At 41.1% G+C, this 17,248-nt stretch carries 15 protein-coding genes; 13 read left to right on the forward strand and 2 right to left on the reverse strand.

Features of this window, described 5'->3' with window-relative positions:
• Positions 1 to 12: 12 nt before the first annotated feature.
• Together LKM37_09120 and LKM37_09125 are read right to left on the reverse strand one after the other, a co-directional pair.
• Entirely contained in the window at positions 13 to 2,463 is a 2,451-nt protein-coding gene (locus LKM37_09120; GenBank protein MCI1721143.1) for an ATP-binding protein, read from the reverse strand.
• Positions 2,464 to 2,569: 106 nt separating this feature from the next.
• Positions 2,570 to 3,295: a DUF2461 domain-containing protein gene (locus LKM37_09125; GenBank protein ID MCI1721144.1), complete on the reverse strand. Its 726-nt coding sequence runs from the start codon at positions 3,293 to 3,295 to the stop codon at positions 2,570 to 2,572.
• 221 nt (positions 3,296 to 3,516) lie between these two features.
• Here LKM37_09125 and LKM37_09130 point away from each other — a divergent pair, with 221 nt between their 5' ends.
• The 13 genes from LKM37_09130 (at position 3,517) to LKM37_09190 (ending at position 16,845) form a co-directional block, all read left to right on the forward strand.
• Positions 3,517 to 4,893, forward strand: coding sequence for a TolC family protein (locus LKM37_09130; protein MCI1721145.1), 1,377 nt, complete (start codon positions 3,517 to 3,519; stop codon positions 4,891 to 4,893).
• Positions 4,894 to 4,970: 77 nt separating this feature from the next.
• On the forward strand, positions 4,971 to 6,248 hold the full coding sequence (locus tag LKM37_09135; protein ID MCI1721146.1) for an efflux RND transporter periplasmic adaptor subunit: 1,278 nt from the start codon (positions 4,971 to 4,973) through the stop codon (positions 6,246 to 6,248).
• A 38-nt stretch (positions 6,249 to 6,286) separates the two neighbouring features.
• Complete coding sequence (locus LKM37_09140) at positions 6,287 to 7,063, forward strand: ABC transporter ATP-binding protein (GenBank protein ID MCI1721147.1); 777 nt, start codon at positions 6,287 to 6,289, stop codon at positions 7,061 to 7,063.
• Between the two features lie 17 nt (positions 7,064 to 7,080).
• Positions 7,081 to 8,301, forward strand: coding sequence for an ABC transporter permease (locus tag LKM37_09145; protein ID MCI1721148.1), 1,221 nt, complete (start codon positions 7,081 to 7,083; stop codon positions 8,299 to 8,301).
• A 20-nt stretch (positions 8,302 to 8,321) separates the two neighbouring features.
• Positions 8,322 to 9,551 (forward strand): sensor histidine kinase, encoded by a 1,230-nt coding sequence (locus LKM37_09150; GenBank protein ID MCI1721149.1) that lies wholly within the window; start codon positions 8,322 to 8,324, stop codon positions 9,549 to 9,551.
• A gap of 89 nt (positions 9,552 to 9,640) precedes the next feature.
• Positions 9,641 to 10,396, forward strand: coding sequence for a LytTR family DNA-binding domain-containing protein (locus tag LKM37_09155; protein ID MCI1721150.1), 756 nt, complete (start codon positions 9,641 to 9,643; stop codon positions 10,394 to 10,396).
• Between the two features lie 48 nt (positions 10,397 to 10,444).
• Positions 10,445 to 11,176: a DUF1295 domain-containing protein gene (locus tag LKM37_09160; protein MCI1721151.1), complete on the forward strand. Its 732-nt coding sequence runs from the start codon at positions 10,445 to 10,447 to the stop codon at positions 11,174 to 11,176.
• Positions 11,177 to 11,225: 49 nt separating this feature from the next.
• Complete coding sequence (locus LKM37_09165; protein ID MCI1721152.1) at positions 11,226 to 12,473, forward strand: NADH:flavin oxidoreductase; 1,248 nt, start codon at positions 11,226 to 11,228, stop codon at positions 12,471 to 12,473.
• A complete protein-coding gene (locus LKM37_09170; GenBank protein MCI1721153.1) occupies positions 12,445 to 13,386 on the forward strand; it encodes an SDR family NAD(P)-dependent oxidoreductase in 942 nt (313 codons plus the stop codon). The genes LKM37_09165 and LKM37_09170 overlap by 29 nt, the downstream gene beginning before the upstream one ends.
• Before the next feature lies 1 nt (position 13,387).
• Entirely contained in the window at positions 13,388 to 14,230 is an 843-nt protein-coding gene (locus tag LKM37_09175) for an SDR family NAD(P)-dependent oxidoreductase (protein MCI1721154.1), read from the forward strand.
• A 12-nt stretch (positions 14,231 to 14,242) separates the two neighbouring features.
• Positions 14,243 to 16,090, forward strand: coding sequence for a DUF748 domain-containing protein (locus tag LKM37_09180; GenBank protein ID MCI1721155.1), 1,848 nt, complete (start codon positions 14,243 to 14,245; stop codon positions 16,088 to 16,090).
• Entirely contained in the window at positions 16,084 to 16,488 is a 405-nt protein-coding gene (locus LKM37_09185; protein ID MCI1721156.1) for a hypothetical protein, read from the forward strand. Before LKM37_09180 ends, LKM37_09185 begins: the two co-directional genes overlap by 7 nt.
• Positions 16,489 to 16,515: 27 nt before the next feature.
• Positions 16,516 to 16,845: a DUF805 domain-containing protein gene (locus tag LKM37_09190; protein MCI1721157.1), complete on the forward strand. Its 330-nt coding sequence runs from the start codon at positions 16,516 to 16,518 to the stop codon at positions 16,843 to 16,845.
• Positions 16,846 to 17,248 lie beyond the last annotated feature (403 nt).

The raw sequence follows: 17,248 nt of genomic DNA on the forward strand, positions 1-17,248 counted from the left end.
TAAACGGCCGTTTTACTGTGCGAGATTTGTTGCCGGAATAATAAACCAAAAAGTTGACCCCTCGCCAAACTTGGAATTCAATCCTATTTTTCCTCCCATCTGCTCAACAATTGTGCGGCAGATTGGAAGTCCAAGCCCGGTCCCCTGAACAAACCTGTTAAGCTTTACAAATCTGTCAAAAACTTTAGACAGATTCTCCTCCTCTATTCCCCTTCCGGTATCAGCAACATAGAATCTAATGTGCTTATTATCAACCCACTCATAGCCAAATTTAATACTCCCGACAGGAGTGAATTTTATAGCGTTCCCTATGAAATTTGTAATGACTTGCGTAAGCCTTATCTTGTCAGTACTTATGACACACTTGGAGCCTTCTGACTCAAAGACAAGCAGTACGTTATTCTTAATTTTCAGCCTCATCGTGCTCTCTATATCGCGGCACAAACTGTTTATATCAACGTTGGAATAAGAGAGTTCAACCATCCCCGCCTCCATCTTGGATAAATCCAGGATGTCACTTATAAGCTGCAGCAGAAGCTCGTTATTCTCCTTAACCAGAGCCATATACTGGCCCTTCTCATCTGCATCATCTGTCTCCATTATCAAATCTGAAAAACCCACAATTGCATTTAGCGGGGTTCTGATTTCATGGCTCATGTTTGCAAGAAAGGCGCTCTTTAATTTATCCATCGCTTCTGCCCTGTCGCGAGCTTCAATCAATTCCGCCTGAGCCTCTTTAAAACGGGTTATATCATAATTGACGCCAACAACATCTATATGGCCGTGCTTGGGGTCATAACGGTTGACCATCAGATTCTTATAAATCCAGTTCCACTTATCCGTGCCTGCACGTCTTATTCTTATTTCGCCAGTAAATGATTTTGCCTTGCCCTTCTTCACATCATCAAAAAAGGCAAGCAGCCGGCTTCTGTCATCCGGATGCATATTCCGGTAAACGCCAATTATAGATTTAAGAGGAGTGTTCTCATCCTCTCCCATGTTCTTATACCACTGCTTTATTGCATACCCCTCATAATTAAGCAAATCCATCTTTGCATAACCCACCTTTGCATAGTCTGCAATCATGGAGAACAAATCTTCAAAATCCTTAAGTTTGTTCATTGCCATAAGATGGTCCGTCTCCTCAATTGCAATCAGCAAATAGCCGCTCATCTTCCCATCTTCATACAACTTCATCAGTCTAAAGTTGATAAGAGCTTTTCCCTTTCTGGTAGAACAATAAACCTTGGGATTAGTTCCAAATTTGTACTCCGCAGAGAAATCAAAAATATCCCCCTTGCCAAAGAGCTTTTTCTTAAAATCTTCAGATACATTTGCATCATCCAGAAGGGAATATTTTGAGATATCTCCTAAACCAGAGAATCCAAATATTTTCATAAATGCCTGATTAGCATCTACTATCTTACCGCTAAGATCATACAGTCCCTCTCCAATGGGAATGTTCTTATAAATGTAAGTAAACCTCTCCTCCTCTCTCTCTTTTTGCTGCAATACCCTACGATGCTCCTCCCTGGATCTGTGAAGTTCTATGCATAATCCAATTGTGTTGCTGAGTGTTGCAAGCCAGCTATAGTCTTCCTTGCTCCATATCACATTTTTATCCGTGGCCACACCCATATAGCCCCAGATTTTACCGACGTTAATTAATGGAATGGACATAAAAGATTTTAACCCATAGCTGTGCATTAGATCTATATCAATTTTGGCCTCTTCCGGCAACGTAGAAAGAGAGCTTACAATCACAGGCTGCCCGGACAAAATTTTCCTGCTCACATAAGGCACCAGAGCATTACTAATACGCTTATTGCGCTTAATAATAGATGATTGCGCATCCTTGGAAACAACCTCATAAACACATTCCTGAGACAAACCATCAGGGCTGAACTCAAACATATAAGCATTGCTGGCATTAAAGATGTCCCTTACGCTTTTAAGTATATTGGTCACGATGGTTTCCTCTTTGCCTCCTCTCATAAAGTCTGATAAAGAGACACCTATAGTACCAAGCTCAGTAAGCATATCCAATCCGCGGCTTGCCGCCTTTGAGGATTTTATCTCTCCGGAATCATTCAATTTTGCCTCTGCCGGCGGAGGCACTATCTGCATGGAACCAAAAGTTCCCTCTCCCCCGGGGCCCTGTACATAAGAGATAAAATGGGTCTTAACCCACATAATTCCATGCGCCAATTTAAAAGGAATTACATGGTCATTAAAATTCCGCTTAATTGACGAGTACTCATAAAAATCCCGCTTCACTATATCCTGGTAATCCTCAGGAATATAGTAGTCAACTTTATCAAACGCTATCGCATTCTCTTTTAAATCAAGAAGTTTGGAGATATTATCAGAAAACAGATATCTCTGGCGGGCCATGTCGGCCTCCCACCATCCAATTTGTGAATCTTGAGATACTTCCAGATAACGGTCCAAATTTGACCGCATAAATTTTTGAGATTCTTTATCCTCGTCCATTATAATTCAGAAAGAGCTCTTTTATAATTTCTCAAAATTACGGATTATATGAAAAAAAAGCAATCAATTATTCATTTTATTTTTCCAAAGCGTAGTCTACGCACTTGTTGATGAACGCAGTAAAGCGTGCAGTCTCCTTCAAAAGGGCAGCCACTCTTTTTGCAAGCTTATCATCCTTAAACAGAAAATTCTCGCTCATTTGATAACCCAGGGATATCTCTTTGAGTTTCAGCAATTTCTGCCACTCAGGATTCTTAACATCTTCAAATCCGCGCGGTAGCTTTTTATAAGAATCTCCGTCAAAAAGGGTAAAATGTTTTGCCTCCTTTATTGCCTTTACAAGCTCCCCTCCGTTAACCGATATTTCATCTCTGATGCTTGCTATTACTTCAGGTTCAGGCATATAGAGCCCTATATAAAGCATGCTTCCCTCAAAATAATCTTTCACCTCCGGAGGTTGCATGTGAAAATAATATCCCGCATAAGGTCCTTTCTTCCCCCCCTTGGTGATGTAAAGTCCAATATGATTCTTGTAAGGAGTCTTGTCCTTGCTAAAGCGCATATCCCTGTAAATGCGGTAAGTACACTCTTTGACAGTTAATCTGTCGGGATCTATATAAGGGTCAAACTTGCCAATCTCTATAATCAGCTGCTGCGCAAATTCATTAAATTTTGCCTGGCAGTCAAGGTACTCTTGCTTGTGGGCGGTAAACCACTCTTTGTTGTTATTGCGGTACAAATGTTTAAAGAAATCATAGACGTCCCGCATTGTTTTTTGACTCCCGACAGCTGTTGTTTTCATAGGATTTCAGAGATAAAAAATTAACATAATTTGGTTGCATTTTTGAGGCAAAAAATGCCTCTCAAAACGCACATCAAATGTACAAAATTTGCCCGTATGTAGATTCATAGATAAATATCCCGCATTGGTGGATGCTCTCCCCCTATTAGTCTATATTCAAGGGATTTCACTGAATTTTGCACCAAATTTGCCTCTGCAACGGGAAGAAAAATAAACCGTTTATGAGGGTTAGTCAAAATATCATGAGAAAAATTTTTAGGGCATTTTTAGTAATTGCCTCAATATGCATCACGGCAGGTGCCGCGTCTAATGCTGAGGCCGCGGAAAATTCCGCAAGGAAAAATACCGATACGCTATCTCCACAAAAAGTCTGGACGCTTAAGCAGTGTACGGACTATGCGCTGGAAAACAATGTTGCGCTGCAGCAAAGCAAGCTGGACGCGGATAATGCGGCCATTGATGTTAAGACGGCAAAGGCTGCAAAATATCCATCCTTATCAGCCTCCGTTGGACAGAATTACAGCGGAAATTACTTTAACAACGGCGCTTCTGAAAAGAATACTTACTCAGGAAGTTACGGAGTATCAGCCAACTGGACGTTGTACAAAGGAGGGTATCTTAATGATAACGTAAAGCAAACAACTGTAACTCAGCAAATACAGGATTTAACATACACAAAGAACAGGCTGGACCTTAAAGTCACTGTTGCTCAATATTATGTGCAAGTCCTTTATGATATTGAAAACATAAAAATCAGACAGGAGGCGGCCGCATCTTCTAAGGTCCAGTGGGACAGAGGCAAAGAATTTCTAAAGGCGGGCAACATGTCAAAAGCTGACTGCGCAAAACTGGAGGCACAGTACAATGCAGATAATTATCAGCTGGTTACGGCACAGAGCACTTATGACAGCGATATGGTAAATCTTAAGAACGCACTTAAGCTGGAGAGAGAGGAGATGAGCATTATAACTCCGGAAATATCTGAGAGCAAGGTACTTGAAACCATTCCCGACCGCAACGGCGTTTTTGCAAAGGCAATGAACCTGAGGCCTGAAATTGAAATCAGCCAGCTGTATATTAAGAACAGCGAGCTTGAACTGGCAAAGGCAAAATATACCCCTACTATCTCACTTAACGCAAGCAGCGGAACAAACAATATCAGCGGTACCGGCACTAATTACGGCAAGCAGCTTAAGACAAATTGGACCAATACCGTTGGCGTAACTCTTTCTATTCCAATCTACAGCAATCGCACTTACAAAAGCGCAACTGAGAAGGCAAAAAATGATATAAGCTACTACAAGCTGGCCGCCGAGCAGACAGAGAATGATATGTACAAAACAATAGATAATTTATACTTAAACGCTAAAAATACTCAGCAGCAATATATTAGCGCTAAAGAATCATACAGGAGCGCAAAAGAAAGTTATGACCTTGTGTGCGAGCAGTTCAATCTTGGAATGAAAAATATTGTGGAGCTGGAGCAGGAGAAGAGCACTTATCTTGCTGCAGAGCAAGAAGTTGCACAGACAAAATACATGGCGCTTTATAATCTGCAGGTGCTTAAATTTTATACAGGTGAAGAGATTGACATATAATAATTGAAACAAGATATTGCGCAAACATTCTAAAATTCACAATATCTGTCGGGATAAGAGAATAAAAAAATAATAATATGAACAACAAGAAAAAAATAATTTGGTGGAGCGTAGCGGCTGTTGCAGTGATAGTTGCATGCGTGCTTATTTTTGGAAAGAAGAGTTCTAAAAGCGTTATGTCTTTTAAAATGGAGACGGTTAAACGCGGGAATGTAAATAATACCGTTACCGCAACCGGCACAATAGAACCAGTTGTAAAAGTAGAAGTTGGTACTCAGGTTTCAGGTATTGTAAAGAAACTTTATGTGGATTACAACAGCGTTGTTAAAAAGGGGCAGGTAATTGCGGAGCTGGATAAGACCACGCTAATGGCTGATTATGAGAGTCAAAAGAGCAGTTATGCAAAAGCGCAGAGCGATTATTCTTATCAGCTTAAAAATTACAACAGAGAGAAAATGCTGCATGACAAAGGTCTTGTAGCAGATAGCGAATATGAATCTGCTTTGGACAGCTATCAAAGTTCAAAGAATACTTTGGCAATGTCCAGGCAAAGCATGGAGAAGGCAAAGACAAATCTTTCCTACGCAACAATTACCTCCCCTATTGACGGAGTTGTATTGAGCAAGAGTGTTGAGGAGGGCCAGACTGTTGCTGCAAGCTTCAGTACGCCAACACTTTTCTACATTGCAAAAGACCTTACTCAGATGAGAGTAATTGCAGACGTAGATGAGGCCGACATAGGCAATGTAAAAGAGGGACAGAGAGTTGAATTTACCGTAGATGCTTATGTAGGAGAGACTTTCAGCGGAACTGTTACGCAAGTAAGACAGAATGCTACAACTACCAACAACGTAGTAACTTATGAAGTTGTAGTTTCTGCGCCAAATCCGGATTTAAAATTGAAACCTGGTCTGACTGCAAACATAACAATCTACACTGCTGAGAAGAACAATGTGCTTACAATAAAACCTAAAGCGTTAAAGTTTGACCCTCAGCTATATGCAAAGAAGGGAGGATACTCCATCAGCAAAGAATCTCAACAATATCTTGGCAATCCTACTGCAGGCGAAGAGGGAAAAGGAATCCTTTGGACGCTTAATAATAAGACCTTTACAGCTATTCCTGTAGAGATTGGAACAAAGAGCAAGACGGCCGTAGAAATTACCGGAGGAGTACAGGAAGGGACAAAAGTTGTTTTGGAAATGAGCATGTCATCTACCGGAGATGCCTCATTAAGCGATTCAGATTCAGGCAGTTCTAGTGACCAAAGTTCTCCTTTCATGCCTAAGCATCCGGGAGAGAACAATAAAAAGAGCGGCAGCAACGGCGGCGGCAGTGGCGCAGGCCCTAGGTAAAAACTGTCGGGATAAAAAAATAATAATTAGATAATATCATGGATAGCAACAATATAGCAAGTACCGGAGAGAAGAAGGTTGTAATTGACCTGCAGGACATCAAGAGAAATTTCCTGGTGGGAGATGAGATTGTGCATGCTTTAAGAGGAGTTAGCTTTAAGGTGTATGAGGGTGAGTTTGTGACAATTATGGGAAAGTCAGGCAGCGGGAAATCCACTCTTTTGAACACGCTCGGATGCCTGGACACACCTTCCAGCGGAGAGTATTATCTGGATGGTGTCTCCGTAAGAACAATGAGCAAGCCGGAGAGAGCGATGCTGAGAAACAGGAAGATTGGATTTGTATTTCAATCATACAATCTGCTTGCAAAAACTACTGCCCTGGAGAATGTGGAACTGCCGCTGATGTACAACTCTGCATATTCATCTGCACAGCGCAAACAGGCTGCCATTGATGCACTTACAGCTGTGGGGCTGGCGGACAGGATGTACCACAAAAGCAATCAGATGTCCGGCGGACAAATGCAAAGAGTTGCAATTGCGCGCGCCCTTGTAAATAATCCGGCCGTTATTTTGGCCGACGAGGCAACTGGAAATTTGGATACAAGAACCTCTTATGAAATTTTGGTACTGTTCCAAAAGCTTCATGCAGAGGGGAAAACAATAATATTTGTAACACACAATCCCGATATTGCAATGTACAGCGGACGCAATATTACGCTCAGGGACGGAAAGATTAAAGAAGAGACAGAGAACAATAACATTCAGTCGGCCAAGGCTGCGCTGGAGGCTCTTCCAAAAAATGAAGATGAATAAAACGGGGAGGATAAATTATGAACTGGGGAAATTTATTTAAAATAGCGCTTAAATCCATAGCCAGCAACAAGTTGCGTACGTTTCTTACAATGCTTGGAATTGTGATTGGCGTTGGTTCTGTAATTACGATGCTCGCGATAGGACAAGGTTCCAAAAAGAGCATTCAGAGTCAAATCTCTAAGATGGGCAGCAACATGATTATGATTATGCCCGGCACAGACGTAAGAGGCGGCGTAAGACAGGAAGCCTCCTCTATGCAGACTCTTAAACTTGCTGATTATGAAAATCTTAAGGATGAGAGCGAATACCTTTCCGCAATTAGTCCTAATGTCTCCTCCAGCTGCCAGGCAATTTTTGGAGGCAACAACTACCATACAACCGTGAGCGGAGTAGCACAGGATTACCTTACAATCAGGCAATTGGAAGTACAGGACGGAGAGATGTTTGATGATACCGATATCAAGACAAGCGCAAAAGTTTGCGTAATAGGAAAAACAGTCATAGATAATCTGTTCACAAACGGAGAAGACCCAATTGGGAAAGTTATAAGATTCGGCAACATTCCAATGACCGTAATTGGAGTCTTAAAATCAAAGGGTTATAACTCAATGGGACAAGACCAGGATGATGTGGTTCTGTCACCTTACACTACTGTAATGAAGAGGATGCTCTCCGTGACATACCTTCAGATGATATTTGCATCTGCCGTATCAGAGGACCTTACGGACCCAGCTATCTCTGAAGTAAAAAATATTTTGAGAGATGACCACAAGCTGCAAAGCAATGATGATGATGATTTTACCGTCAGAAGCCAGGAGGAGCTAAGCTCCATGATGACATCTACAACCAATTTAATGACCATTCTATTGGCCTGTGTAGCAGGTATTTCTCTTGTAGTAGGCGGTATAGGAATTATGAATATTATGTTTGTAAGCGTAACCGAGCGCACAAAAGAGATAGGACTTAGAATGAGCGTTGGCGCAAGAGGTGTTGACATTCTAACTCAATTTTTGATTGAAGCTATCATGATAAGCATCACGGGCGGAGTAATTGGAGTGCTGCTTGGCGTATGTTCTTCATTCGCCGTCAAGATGTTTGCAAACTGGCCAATAGCTATACAACCTCTCAGCGTTATCCTTAGTTTTGCAGTATGTACCATTACCGGTATCTTCTTTGGCTGGTACCCCGCAAAGAAGGCTGCAAATCTTGACCCTATAGAGGCCATCAGATATGAATAAATTTGAAATATATTTGCGTAATGATAAATTCTGACAAACCGGCAATAACTCCGGAACATAAAAAAAGAAAATGGATATCTATTCTTATCCAGGTACTTGCATGGCTTATAGTATTTGCCTTTCCATTGCTCTTTGTGGAGAGGAATTCAACTATAGCTTTTAGCTGGAAAGAATATCTTAAGCACTCAAGCATACCGGTATCCTTTGTTATAGCATTTTATGTTAACACTCTTTGGCTCATTCCAAAAGTTCTGTTCAGAAAAAAAACAATTTCTTTTATTCTGCTGAACGTTGTACTGGTTGCCATTATAAGTTTTGGAATTGCAAAGTGGAACAAAAAATACCTAAGAGGTCCGCAGCAGAAAAACCCTAATACAGAGATAGTTGCAAATCAAGGAGTACAAGCTCCCGATGGAAGGCCTGAATTCAGTCCGCAGCCCCCTATGGATTACCAACAAGGTCAGCGAGTCATGCGGGGCACTCAGGGACAGCCGGGCAGAAGGCATCAAAGAAGGCCGGAAAAAATGTTCTGGATTAGAGACGTAATGTCCCTGCTTTTTATCATTGGACTTGCATGTACAATTAAACTTACGGAGAGATATGACAAAACTGAAAAATCTTTGCAGGAAGCAGAAGAAGAGAAAGCAAAGGCGGAGCTGGATAATCTTAAAAATCAGCTCAATCCGCATTTCCTTCTAAACACGCTGAACAACATTTATGCACTTATTTCCATAGACCAGGATAAGGCACAGGAAGCGGTTCATCAGCTTAGCAAATTGCTGCGCCATGTCCTGTATGAGAATCAAGAGCAATTTGTACCCATACAGAGTGAAATTGAATTTTTAAAGAATTACATAGAATTGATGAAGATAAGATTGTCAAGCAATTGCAAAGTTGTTTTCAATGCGGACATTCAATCTAACAGCAATTTGAAAATTGCGCCGCTTCTGCTAATTTCTCTTGTAGAGAATTCTTTTAAACATGGAGTTTCCCCAACAGAAGATAGTTACATATTCATCAATATTACAGAGATAGTTTCTGAAAAGAAACACAAATTGTCATGTCTTATAGAAAATTCATACTATCCTAAAGATGAGAATGATAAGAGCGGTTCCGGAGTAGGTTTAAAACAAGTGCAGACAAGACTGGACTTGCTTTACAAAGGGCATTATACATGGGACAGAGGAGTTGTTGACGTTGAGGGAAAGGGTAAGATGTACCGTTCCGTTCTTGAGCTGGACAAATTTTAGCCGGCCATTTTAAATGTGGCTGACATGGCAAAATGCCTCTTTTTTAGTTACATTTGTGCAGTCAATTCAAATCATTCATTAACAGAAATATGACGCAGATAAAGTGTGCAGTTGTAGATGATGAGCCTCTTGCAGTCGAACTGCTTAAGAGCTACATTAAAAAGACAGATTTCTTAAAACTGTCGGGAGCTTTTACAAATGCTATTGATGCGCTGGCAGAGATAAAAAAAGGCAACATTGACCTGATTTTTCTGGATGTTCAAATGCCTGAGCTTAACGGCCTGGAACTCAGCAAAATAATTAGAGAGCAAAACAATGATCCGCAAAAGCTGACCTTGCCCCTGATTATTTTTACTACTGCCTTTGAGCAATATGCGGTAAGGGGATATAAAGTAAATGCCGTTGGCTATTTGCTAAAACCTATCTCATACAAAGAATTTCTGGATGCGGCTGAAAAGGCGCACAAAATTATCAATACGCTTTTGGCCCCTGCTGCAGCGGCGCAAGAACAGGCTGAGTTTCTGTTTGTTAAGAGCGAATACAAAGTAATCAAAATCAACCTTGCAGACATTGTTTACATAGAGGGGTTAAAAGATTATATCAAGATTTATACAAAACAGGAGAAGTACCCTATCCTGACTCTGATGGGAATGAAGGAGGTTGACGAGAAGCTGCCTAACCTTAAGTTCATGCGAGTTCACCGCTCATTTATAGTGGGGCTTAATTATATTCAATCCTTTGAAAAAGGGAGGATAGTTCTTAAGAAGACAGATGTTGGAGATGGTATAACTATCCATATAGGAGAGAGTTACAAAGACACCGTACAGCAGCTTATAAAAAAATAAATGGCAATGCAGAATATCTATGAAGCATACAAAATATTTCTCATAGCCATGAGCATAACAGCGCTTATAGTCTTTATAGCGCTGTTTTTTGTTACGGCCGGATACGGGAAATTTACAACTGAAAAATGGGGCGCAACTCTCAACAACAAAGCAGGTTGGGTGTTAATGGAATCTCCCGTTTTTTTTACAATGCTGATTCTGTGGGTTTGCTCTCCGCGCCGCTTTATGATTGCACCTCTGATAATGTTCCTTTTATTTGAGACTCACTACTTTCACCGCTCTTTCATATTTCCAGCGCTTCTAAAGGGCAAGAGCAGAATGCCGGTCTCAATCATATCAATGGGGGTAACTTTCAATCTTTTAAATGCAATAATGCAAGGTGGCTGGCTCTTCTATTTTTCAGCTCCCGACAGATATCCTTCCTCATGGCTTTGCTCCCCGCAGTTCATTGCAGGAACAATTATATTTATATTTGGAATGTTCATTAACATGCAGTCAGACAAAATAATACGTAATTTGCGCAAGCCTGGTGATACAGCCCATTATCTTCCTCACGGAGGCATTTACAATTACGTAACCAGCGCAAATTATTTTGGAGAAATATTGGAGTGGACCGGCTTTGCAATTTTGACATGGAGCGCAGCGGGTGCGGTATTTGCATGGTGGACATTTGCCAATCTTGTCCCCCGCTCCGCAGAGATTTATAAAAAATACTGCACTGATTTTCCGGGACAGGTAGAGGAGAAAAAATTAAAAAGGATTTTCCCGTTTATTTGGTAACAGCGCAAGCTGCTGCAAACTAGATGGTTATATAATATGGTTATTTGATATGGCAGATATTGATGAGTCAAAAACAAATGGCGGACGTCTTTTCACGCCGGGTAAATTGGGGCCTATTACATTAAGAAACAGAGCAATACGTTCTGCAGCCTTTGAGAATATGGCAACAAACAATTCGCCTTCAGAGATGCTTTTCAATTATCACAAAAGCGTAGCGGAAGGTGGAGCCGGGATGACAACTGTTGCGTATGCATCTGTTACTCAAAGCGGTCTGTCATTCAAAAATCAGCTCTGGCTGAGGCCGGAAATTATTCCGGGTCTGCGCAAAATGACTGATGCCATTCATGCCGCCGGCGCCGCTGCTTCCATACAGATTGGACATTGCGGAAACATGAGCCACAGAAATTTGACAAAGTGTACTCCTCTCTCAGCATCAAGCGGTTTTAACATGTACGCCTATACGCTTTACAGAGGCCTTAAAGAGCATGAGATGATAGAGATGGCAAAGAGTTACGGCACCGCCGTAAAACTTGCCAGAGAGGCGGGATTTGATTGCGTAGAAGTCCATGCAGGCCACGGATACTTGATAAGTCAGTTCCTTTCAAAATATACAAACCGACGCAAGGACCAATACGGAGGTCCCCTTTCCAACAGAATGAAATTCATGGATATGTGTATAAATGAGGCGCTTGAAGCATCTGAAGGGAAGTGCGCCGTCATTGCAAAAACAAATATGAGAGATGGTTTCAAGGGAGGCAATGACATAGAAGATGGACTGGAAATTGCAAAAGAATTAAAAAGAATCGGAATACAAGGAATGGTCCTGTCGGGAGGATTTGTAAGTAAAGCACCAATGTATGTTATGCGCGGCACTCTCCCAATGAAGAGCATGACTTACTACATGCATCCGCTGTGGATAAAGTTTTTTGCAAAGATTTTCGGGCCAATGATTGTTCCGCCCGTACCTTTCCAAGAGGCTTATTTTCTGGAGGATGCGCTGCGCTTTAGAAAAGAAATTTCTAATGTTCCGCTGATATATGTAGGAGGTCTTGTGTGCCGCAAAAAAATAGAAGAGGTGCTCGGCGACGGATTTGAATTTGTTCAGATGGCCCGCGCTTTTGTGACACAGCCTGACTTTGTAAATAAAATGAAAGAGGGAGAGGAGAGCTGCGATTGCGGCCACTCCAACTATTGCATAGCAAGGATGTATTCTCTGGAAATGGCTTGCCACAAACACCTTACGGAGAAACTTCCAAAGAGTTTGGAAAATGAAATTGCAAGATTGGAAAATAAATAATCAAAGGAGATTTTCAGAAATACCTCTGCGTCCTTTCGCACTTGTAACGGGCGGAAGCAGCGGCATGGGTGCGGAGTATTCCAAACAGCTTGCAGCCCTTGGATACAACATTCTGCTTGTCAGCAATCAAGAAAAAGCGGGGATAGATATGGCTGCACAAATATCTGAGCGGCAGCATTGTGCAAACTGCACGGAGTCTTTGTACAAAGAGACAGAAGTTAAATATACAGGCACAGGACAATGTGTTATAGCGCTATACAGAAATCTTGCATTGCCGGATGCCGCGCAGGAGCTGTTTGATTATTGCCAGCTGCACAATTTTGATATAGAAGTGCTGGTAAATAACGCCGGAATGTTCTTCTTTGAAGAAGTTACAGATGTATCTCCGGCAAAAATTGATACAATATTAAATCTTCATATTCACACGCTTACAATGCTCTGCAGACTTTTTGGAGAGAAGATGAAGCAAAGGAAAACAAACGGAGGAGGTACGGCGGGTGTAGAACAGCCCAATGGTTACATTATCAACATGTCCTCCATCTCAACTTTCACCCCCTATTGCGGCATAACTCTGTATACTGCAACAAAGTCATACATAAGGACTTTCAGCCGCGCATTTTATCTGGAGATGAAGAAGGCGGGAATACATGTTACGGTAATTTGCCCCGGTGCGGTAGCAACTCCGCTTTACAATTTGAAGAGCAATCTTATGAATCTTGGCGTACATCTTGGAATAATTGCGCGTCCGCAAAAGATTGTAAGACGGGCGCTTGCAGCATCTTATAAAGGGCGCAAGGAATGCATTCCAACAATGCTGGACTACGCATATCGCCCCTTTTATGCCTTGGTTCCCGATAGTTTTAAATTTTATATGAGACGCAAATTGCATCTGGGAGAGTTTAAGAAAGTATAATATGGAACGTATAGCAGTAATAACAGGAGCAACAGGAGGAATTGGAACAGAAGTATGCAAATACCTGATGACCAATAGATATAAAGTTTATGCACTTTGCCGCAATATGCAAAAAGCAGAAGCGCTAAAAGAAGAGTGCGCCAAAATCTGCCGGGAGAAAAATATTAATCCTGCTCCTAACTTCCACATAATACCGGCAGACATGGAGGATTTTGAAAGCGTTGATAATGCTGTGAAACACATTGTTACAGTCCTGGAGAAAAAAGAGTGGGAAGAGACCTCAATAGATTTGCTGATAAATAATGCAGGCGTCATTGCACCGGCAATGAAGATAACAAAGGATTTGCATGAGACAATGCTTCAAGTTAACTATCTGGCGCCCAGAAGAATAACCACGTCACTCCTGCCATACATGAATCAGGAAGACGGCAAAATAATAAATACGGTTTCAGTAACAATGAATTGGTGGCCGCTGGATGACGATGACAGAAGATTCTACAGATTAAAGAATTACGGCCGTTCAAAGCTTTGCCTTGCGCTGTTTACCATTGCATTGAACCGCAAAATGCTCAAACAACACTCAAAAATTAGAGCAATTGCAGCTGATCCGGGTGTAGTAAACACTAAAATGATTACCATGCATAAATGGTATGATGCGCTGGCTGACAAGCTTTTTCGCCCATTCATCAAGAGTCCGGCCAGGGGAGCCAAAGCAATAATAAACGCAATAAATTGTGATGAAAGAGGAGAAACACGTTTGTGCAAAGAGAATAAAATCACTACTTTTAAAAGCGGCATCTATAAAGAGCTAGATAAAAACAAGGAAAAATTTAAAATAAAATAATACAATATAAATATGTCAGTTTGGAGCAAACTTGGAAAAATTCCAAAGGTTATAATTTTAGTAGTAGCAATTGTTCTTGCTATAGTTATACTGCTAGGCATATTCAGCGGCCCCATTGCAAAGTACTACATTGAGCACCATGATAAAGAGCTGGTTGGCAGGAAGGTGCGCATAGAAAAATTAGTTATTAACCCCGTTTTCGGTACGGTAAAGGCGCGCAACCTTAACGTGTTTGAAAAAGATGACAAGGCTCATTTTCTTGCATTTAGAAACTTGAATGCAAAAATGAGCGTTGTAAAATTGATATCTAAGAAGTTTAATATCAACAGGATAGAATTTGATTCCCTGGACATAAATATTCTTCAGAACGGAAAGAAGTTCAACTTTGATGATATTCTTGCAAAATTCAAGTCAGATCCATCAAAAAAGGATACCGCTGCAAAGCCTTGGATAATAGATATTAATAACATCGCTATTTTAAAAAGCCACTTAAATTATAAAGATTTGCAGGTGGGCAGCAAGTGGGGATTCAATAAAATCAACATCAAAATTCCGCGTGTTTACTTTGCCGGAAAGAATACTGATGCAGGTATAAATCTGAACTTTGCAGAAGGCGGTTCGCTCTCGGCAAAACTTGCCTACAATATGGAGAGCAGCATGTATGACCTCAGCGTAATAATCCGCAAATTTACCCTGGAAGGTGTTCTGCCTTATGTACAGCAATCTTTGAATGCAGACAAAATGGGAGGTTTGCTTTCACTAAACATGCACGTGAAAGGAAATCAGGAACACATTCTGGAGGCGGACGTAAAAGGGCGCGCATCTATACACAATTTCTCTTTATCATCTGAAAAAGAAGGACTTATAATATCTTTGGATAGCGCATCCACAAATATTGCGGACTTGGATTTAAGAAAGAACGTAGGCAGCTTTGACTACATCCGCCTATACAATCCAAAGACCCAGTACGTTATGCACAGGGACAGCACCAATAACTTCACATACCTGATGAAGAAATCATCCAAGAGTTCTTCCTCTAAGAGCGCATCCTCTTCCAAGCCAATGAGAATCAGCATAAAAGAGATGCGTCTTTATGACGGCAATGTCACATATAAAGATGAAGCGCTTCCCGGAGGATTTGATTACGCGCTAAGCGAGATTAATGTAATGGCAGATAATCTTAATCCAGATACGGACAACCATATAAAGGGTAATGCAGTTTTAGGCAAAGCAGGAAAAGTTAATTTTGACTGGGCAGGTAACTTTGATAACATGCGCAACATGGATTTGCGCCTGACACTTAAGAACATAGACTTTACTGACTTCACTCCATACTCTATGCACTTTGTAGGCAACAAGCTGGAAGGCGGCGTGCTGCAGTTTATCAGCCGCAACGTCATTAAGAATAACAAACTTGTCGGTGACAACAAATTGGAAATTTTTAAGCCAAAAGTCAGCAAGAGAATTAACCAAAACCCCGTTTACAAATTGCCGGTTCGTCTTGGAGTTTATGTTTTGACAGACCGCAAAGGGCTTATGGCCATGGATTTACCTGTAACGGGAGATTTGGACAATCCTAAGTTCTCTTATAGAAAAATAATTTTCAAAGCTATAGGAAATGTATTGGTTAAAGTTGCGGTTGCTCCATTCTCAGCAATAGGAAGTTTGTTTGGCGCAGGCAAAGAGAACTTTGACCACGTAGAATTTGATGCCGGGCTAAGTGATTTTAACACAAAGGAATATACAACCTTTAAACAAATTGTAGAAGTTGCCGGGCACAAACCTCAAATGAGCGTAAAGTTTGACCAGGAGGTAAATATGAGCGAGGTAAAAAAGGACTTTACACGGTATTTATGTTAAAGAGAGATTTCTACAATTCCCGCCACTCAGCACATAAAGATACTCTTACACCTCAGACATTATTTGCAACAGACAGATTTGCCGATATAGATATTGAATCCAAAGAGGTTGGACAATTTGCAGATTCTCTGATGCTAACCAGAGGACTTATCCCTTCCATACAGGAGGGCAAGATGTATGACGCGGAGGAAAAAGCTCTTAAATTATACGGTGCAAACTGCGAACAGAGAATTCTGGAATTTGCTCAGAAACGCAATGAGAATTTGAGCAATTATATGACCAGAATGAACATAAGCTCAAGCAGATACAACATCACCACCGCCCCTGCGGACTCCATGCGCGTCTACAAAGGCAAGCACATGTACAAGGTATCAGTAAGCATGCAGGGAGGAGACTAAAATTTTAACAATTAAAAACATAAAATCATGAAAAAGTATTTTATTGATGTTATCAGAAATCATTACTTTGATTTTGAAGGAACCACAGATGCAAAAAGCTTCTGGATGTTTTTTGGCTTTTCATTTCTATTAAATATCGCGCTAGGTCTAATAGACTGGGGTATTGGCTGGGACTTTTTAAATGAAGGCATATTATGTTTTATTTTCCAACTTGCAATACTTCTTCCATTCCTTGGCATAGGCGCAAGGAGACTTCACGATAGCGGCAAAAGCGGCTGGTGGTGGCTAATAGCCCTGGTTCCGTTCATCGGTTGGATTGTATTGATAATCTTCTGGGTAATGCCTAAAAAGGCTTAATTATCCTCACGATAGATAATCTTGTGTTAATCACAAGACAAAAAACAGCAAGCTAAATGCTTGCTGTTTTTTTGTCCGCGACCGCAGGGAGCGTGCATCTCCGTGGCGAAGCCACGTAAACCACAAATTGCCTTGCCGCTTTGTGGCAAGGCAACTAGCAGACTGCACAGCAGTCTGCGTATAAGCCATAAGATATCAATTGATTCAAAAAGTGTAACTTGCACAGTAGAAAAAGATTCCGTTTAAAAATGATTGCACCACAAACAAAAGTCACAAGGGGTTAAAAATCACCTTCATCCACGGAACCAGCGGTCACACCCTAAAAGATTCTATAATAAAAGAACTTAGAACTCATTATCCATCATGCACTTATGAAGATGCCCCCTACTATAAATATGGAGTT

The organism is Bacteroidales bacterium (assembly GCA_022647615.1).
In the GTDB taxonomy this organism is placed as follows: domain Bacteria; phylum Bacteroidota; class Bacteroidia; order Bacteroidales; family UBA932; genus Egerieousia.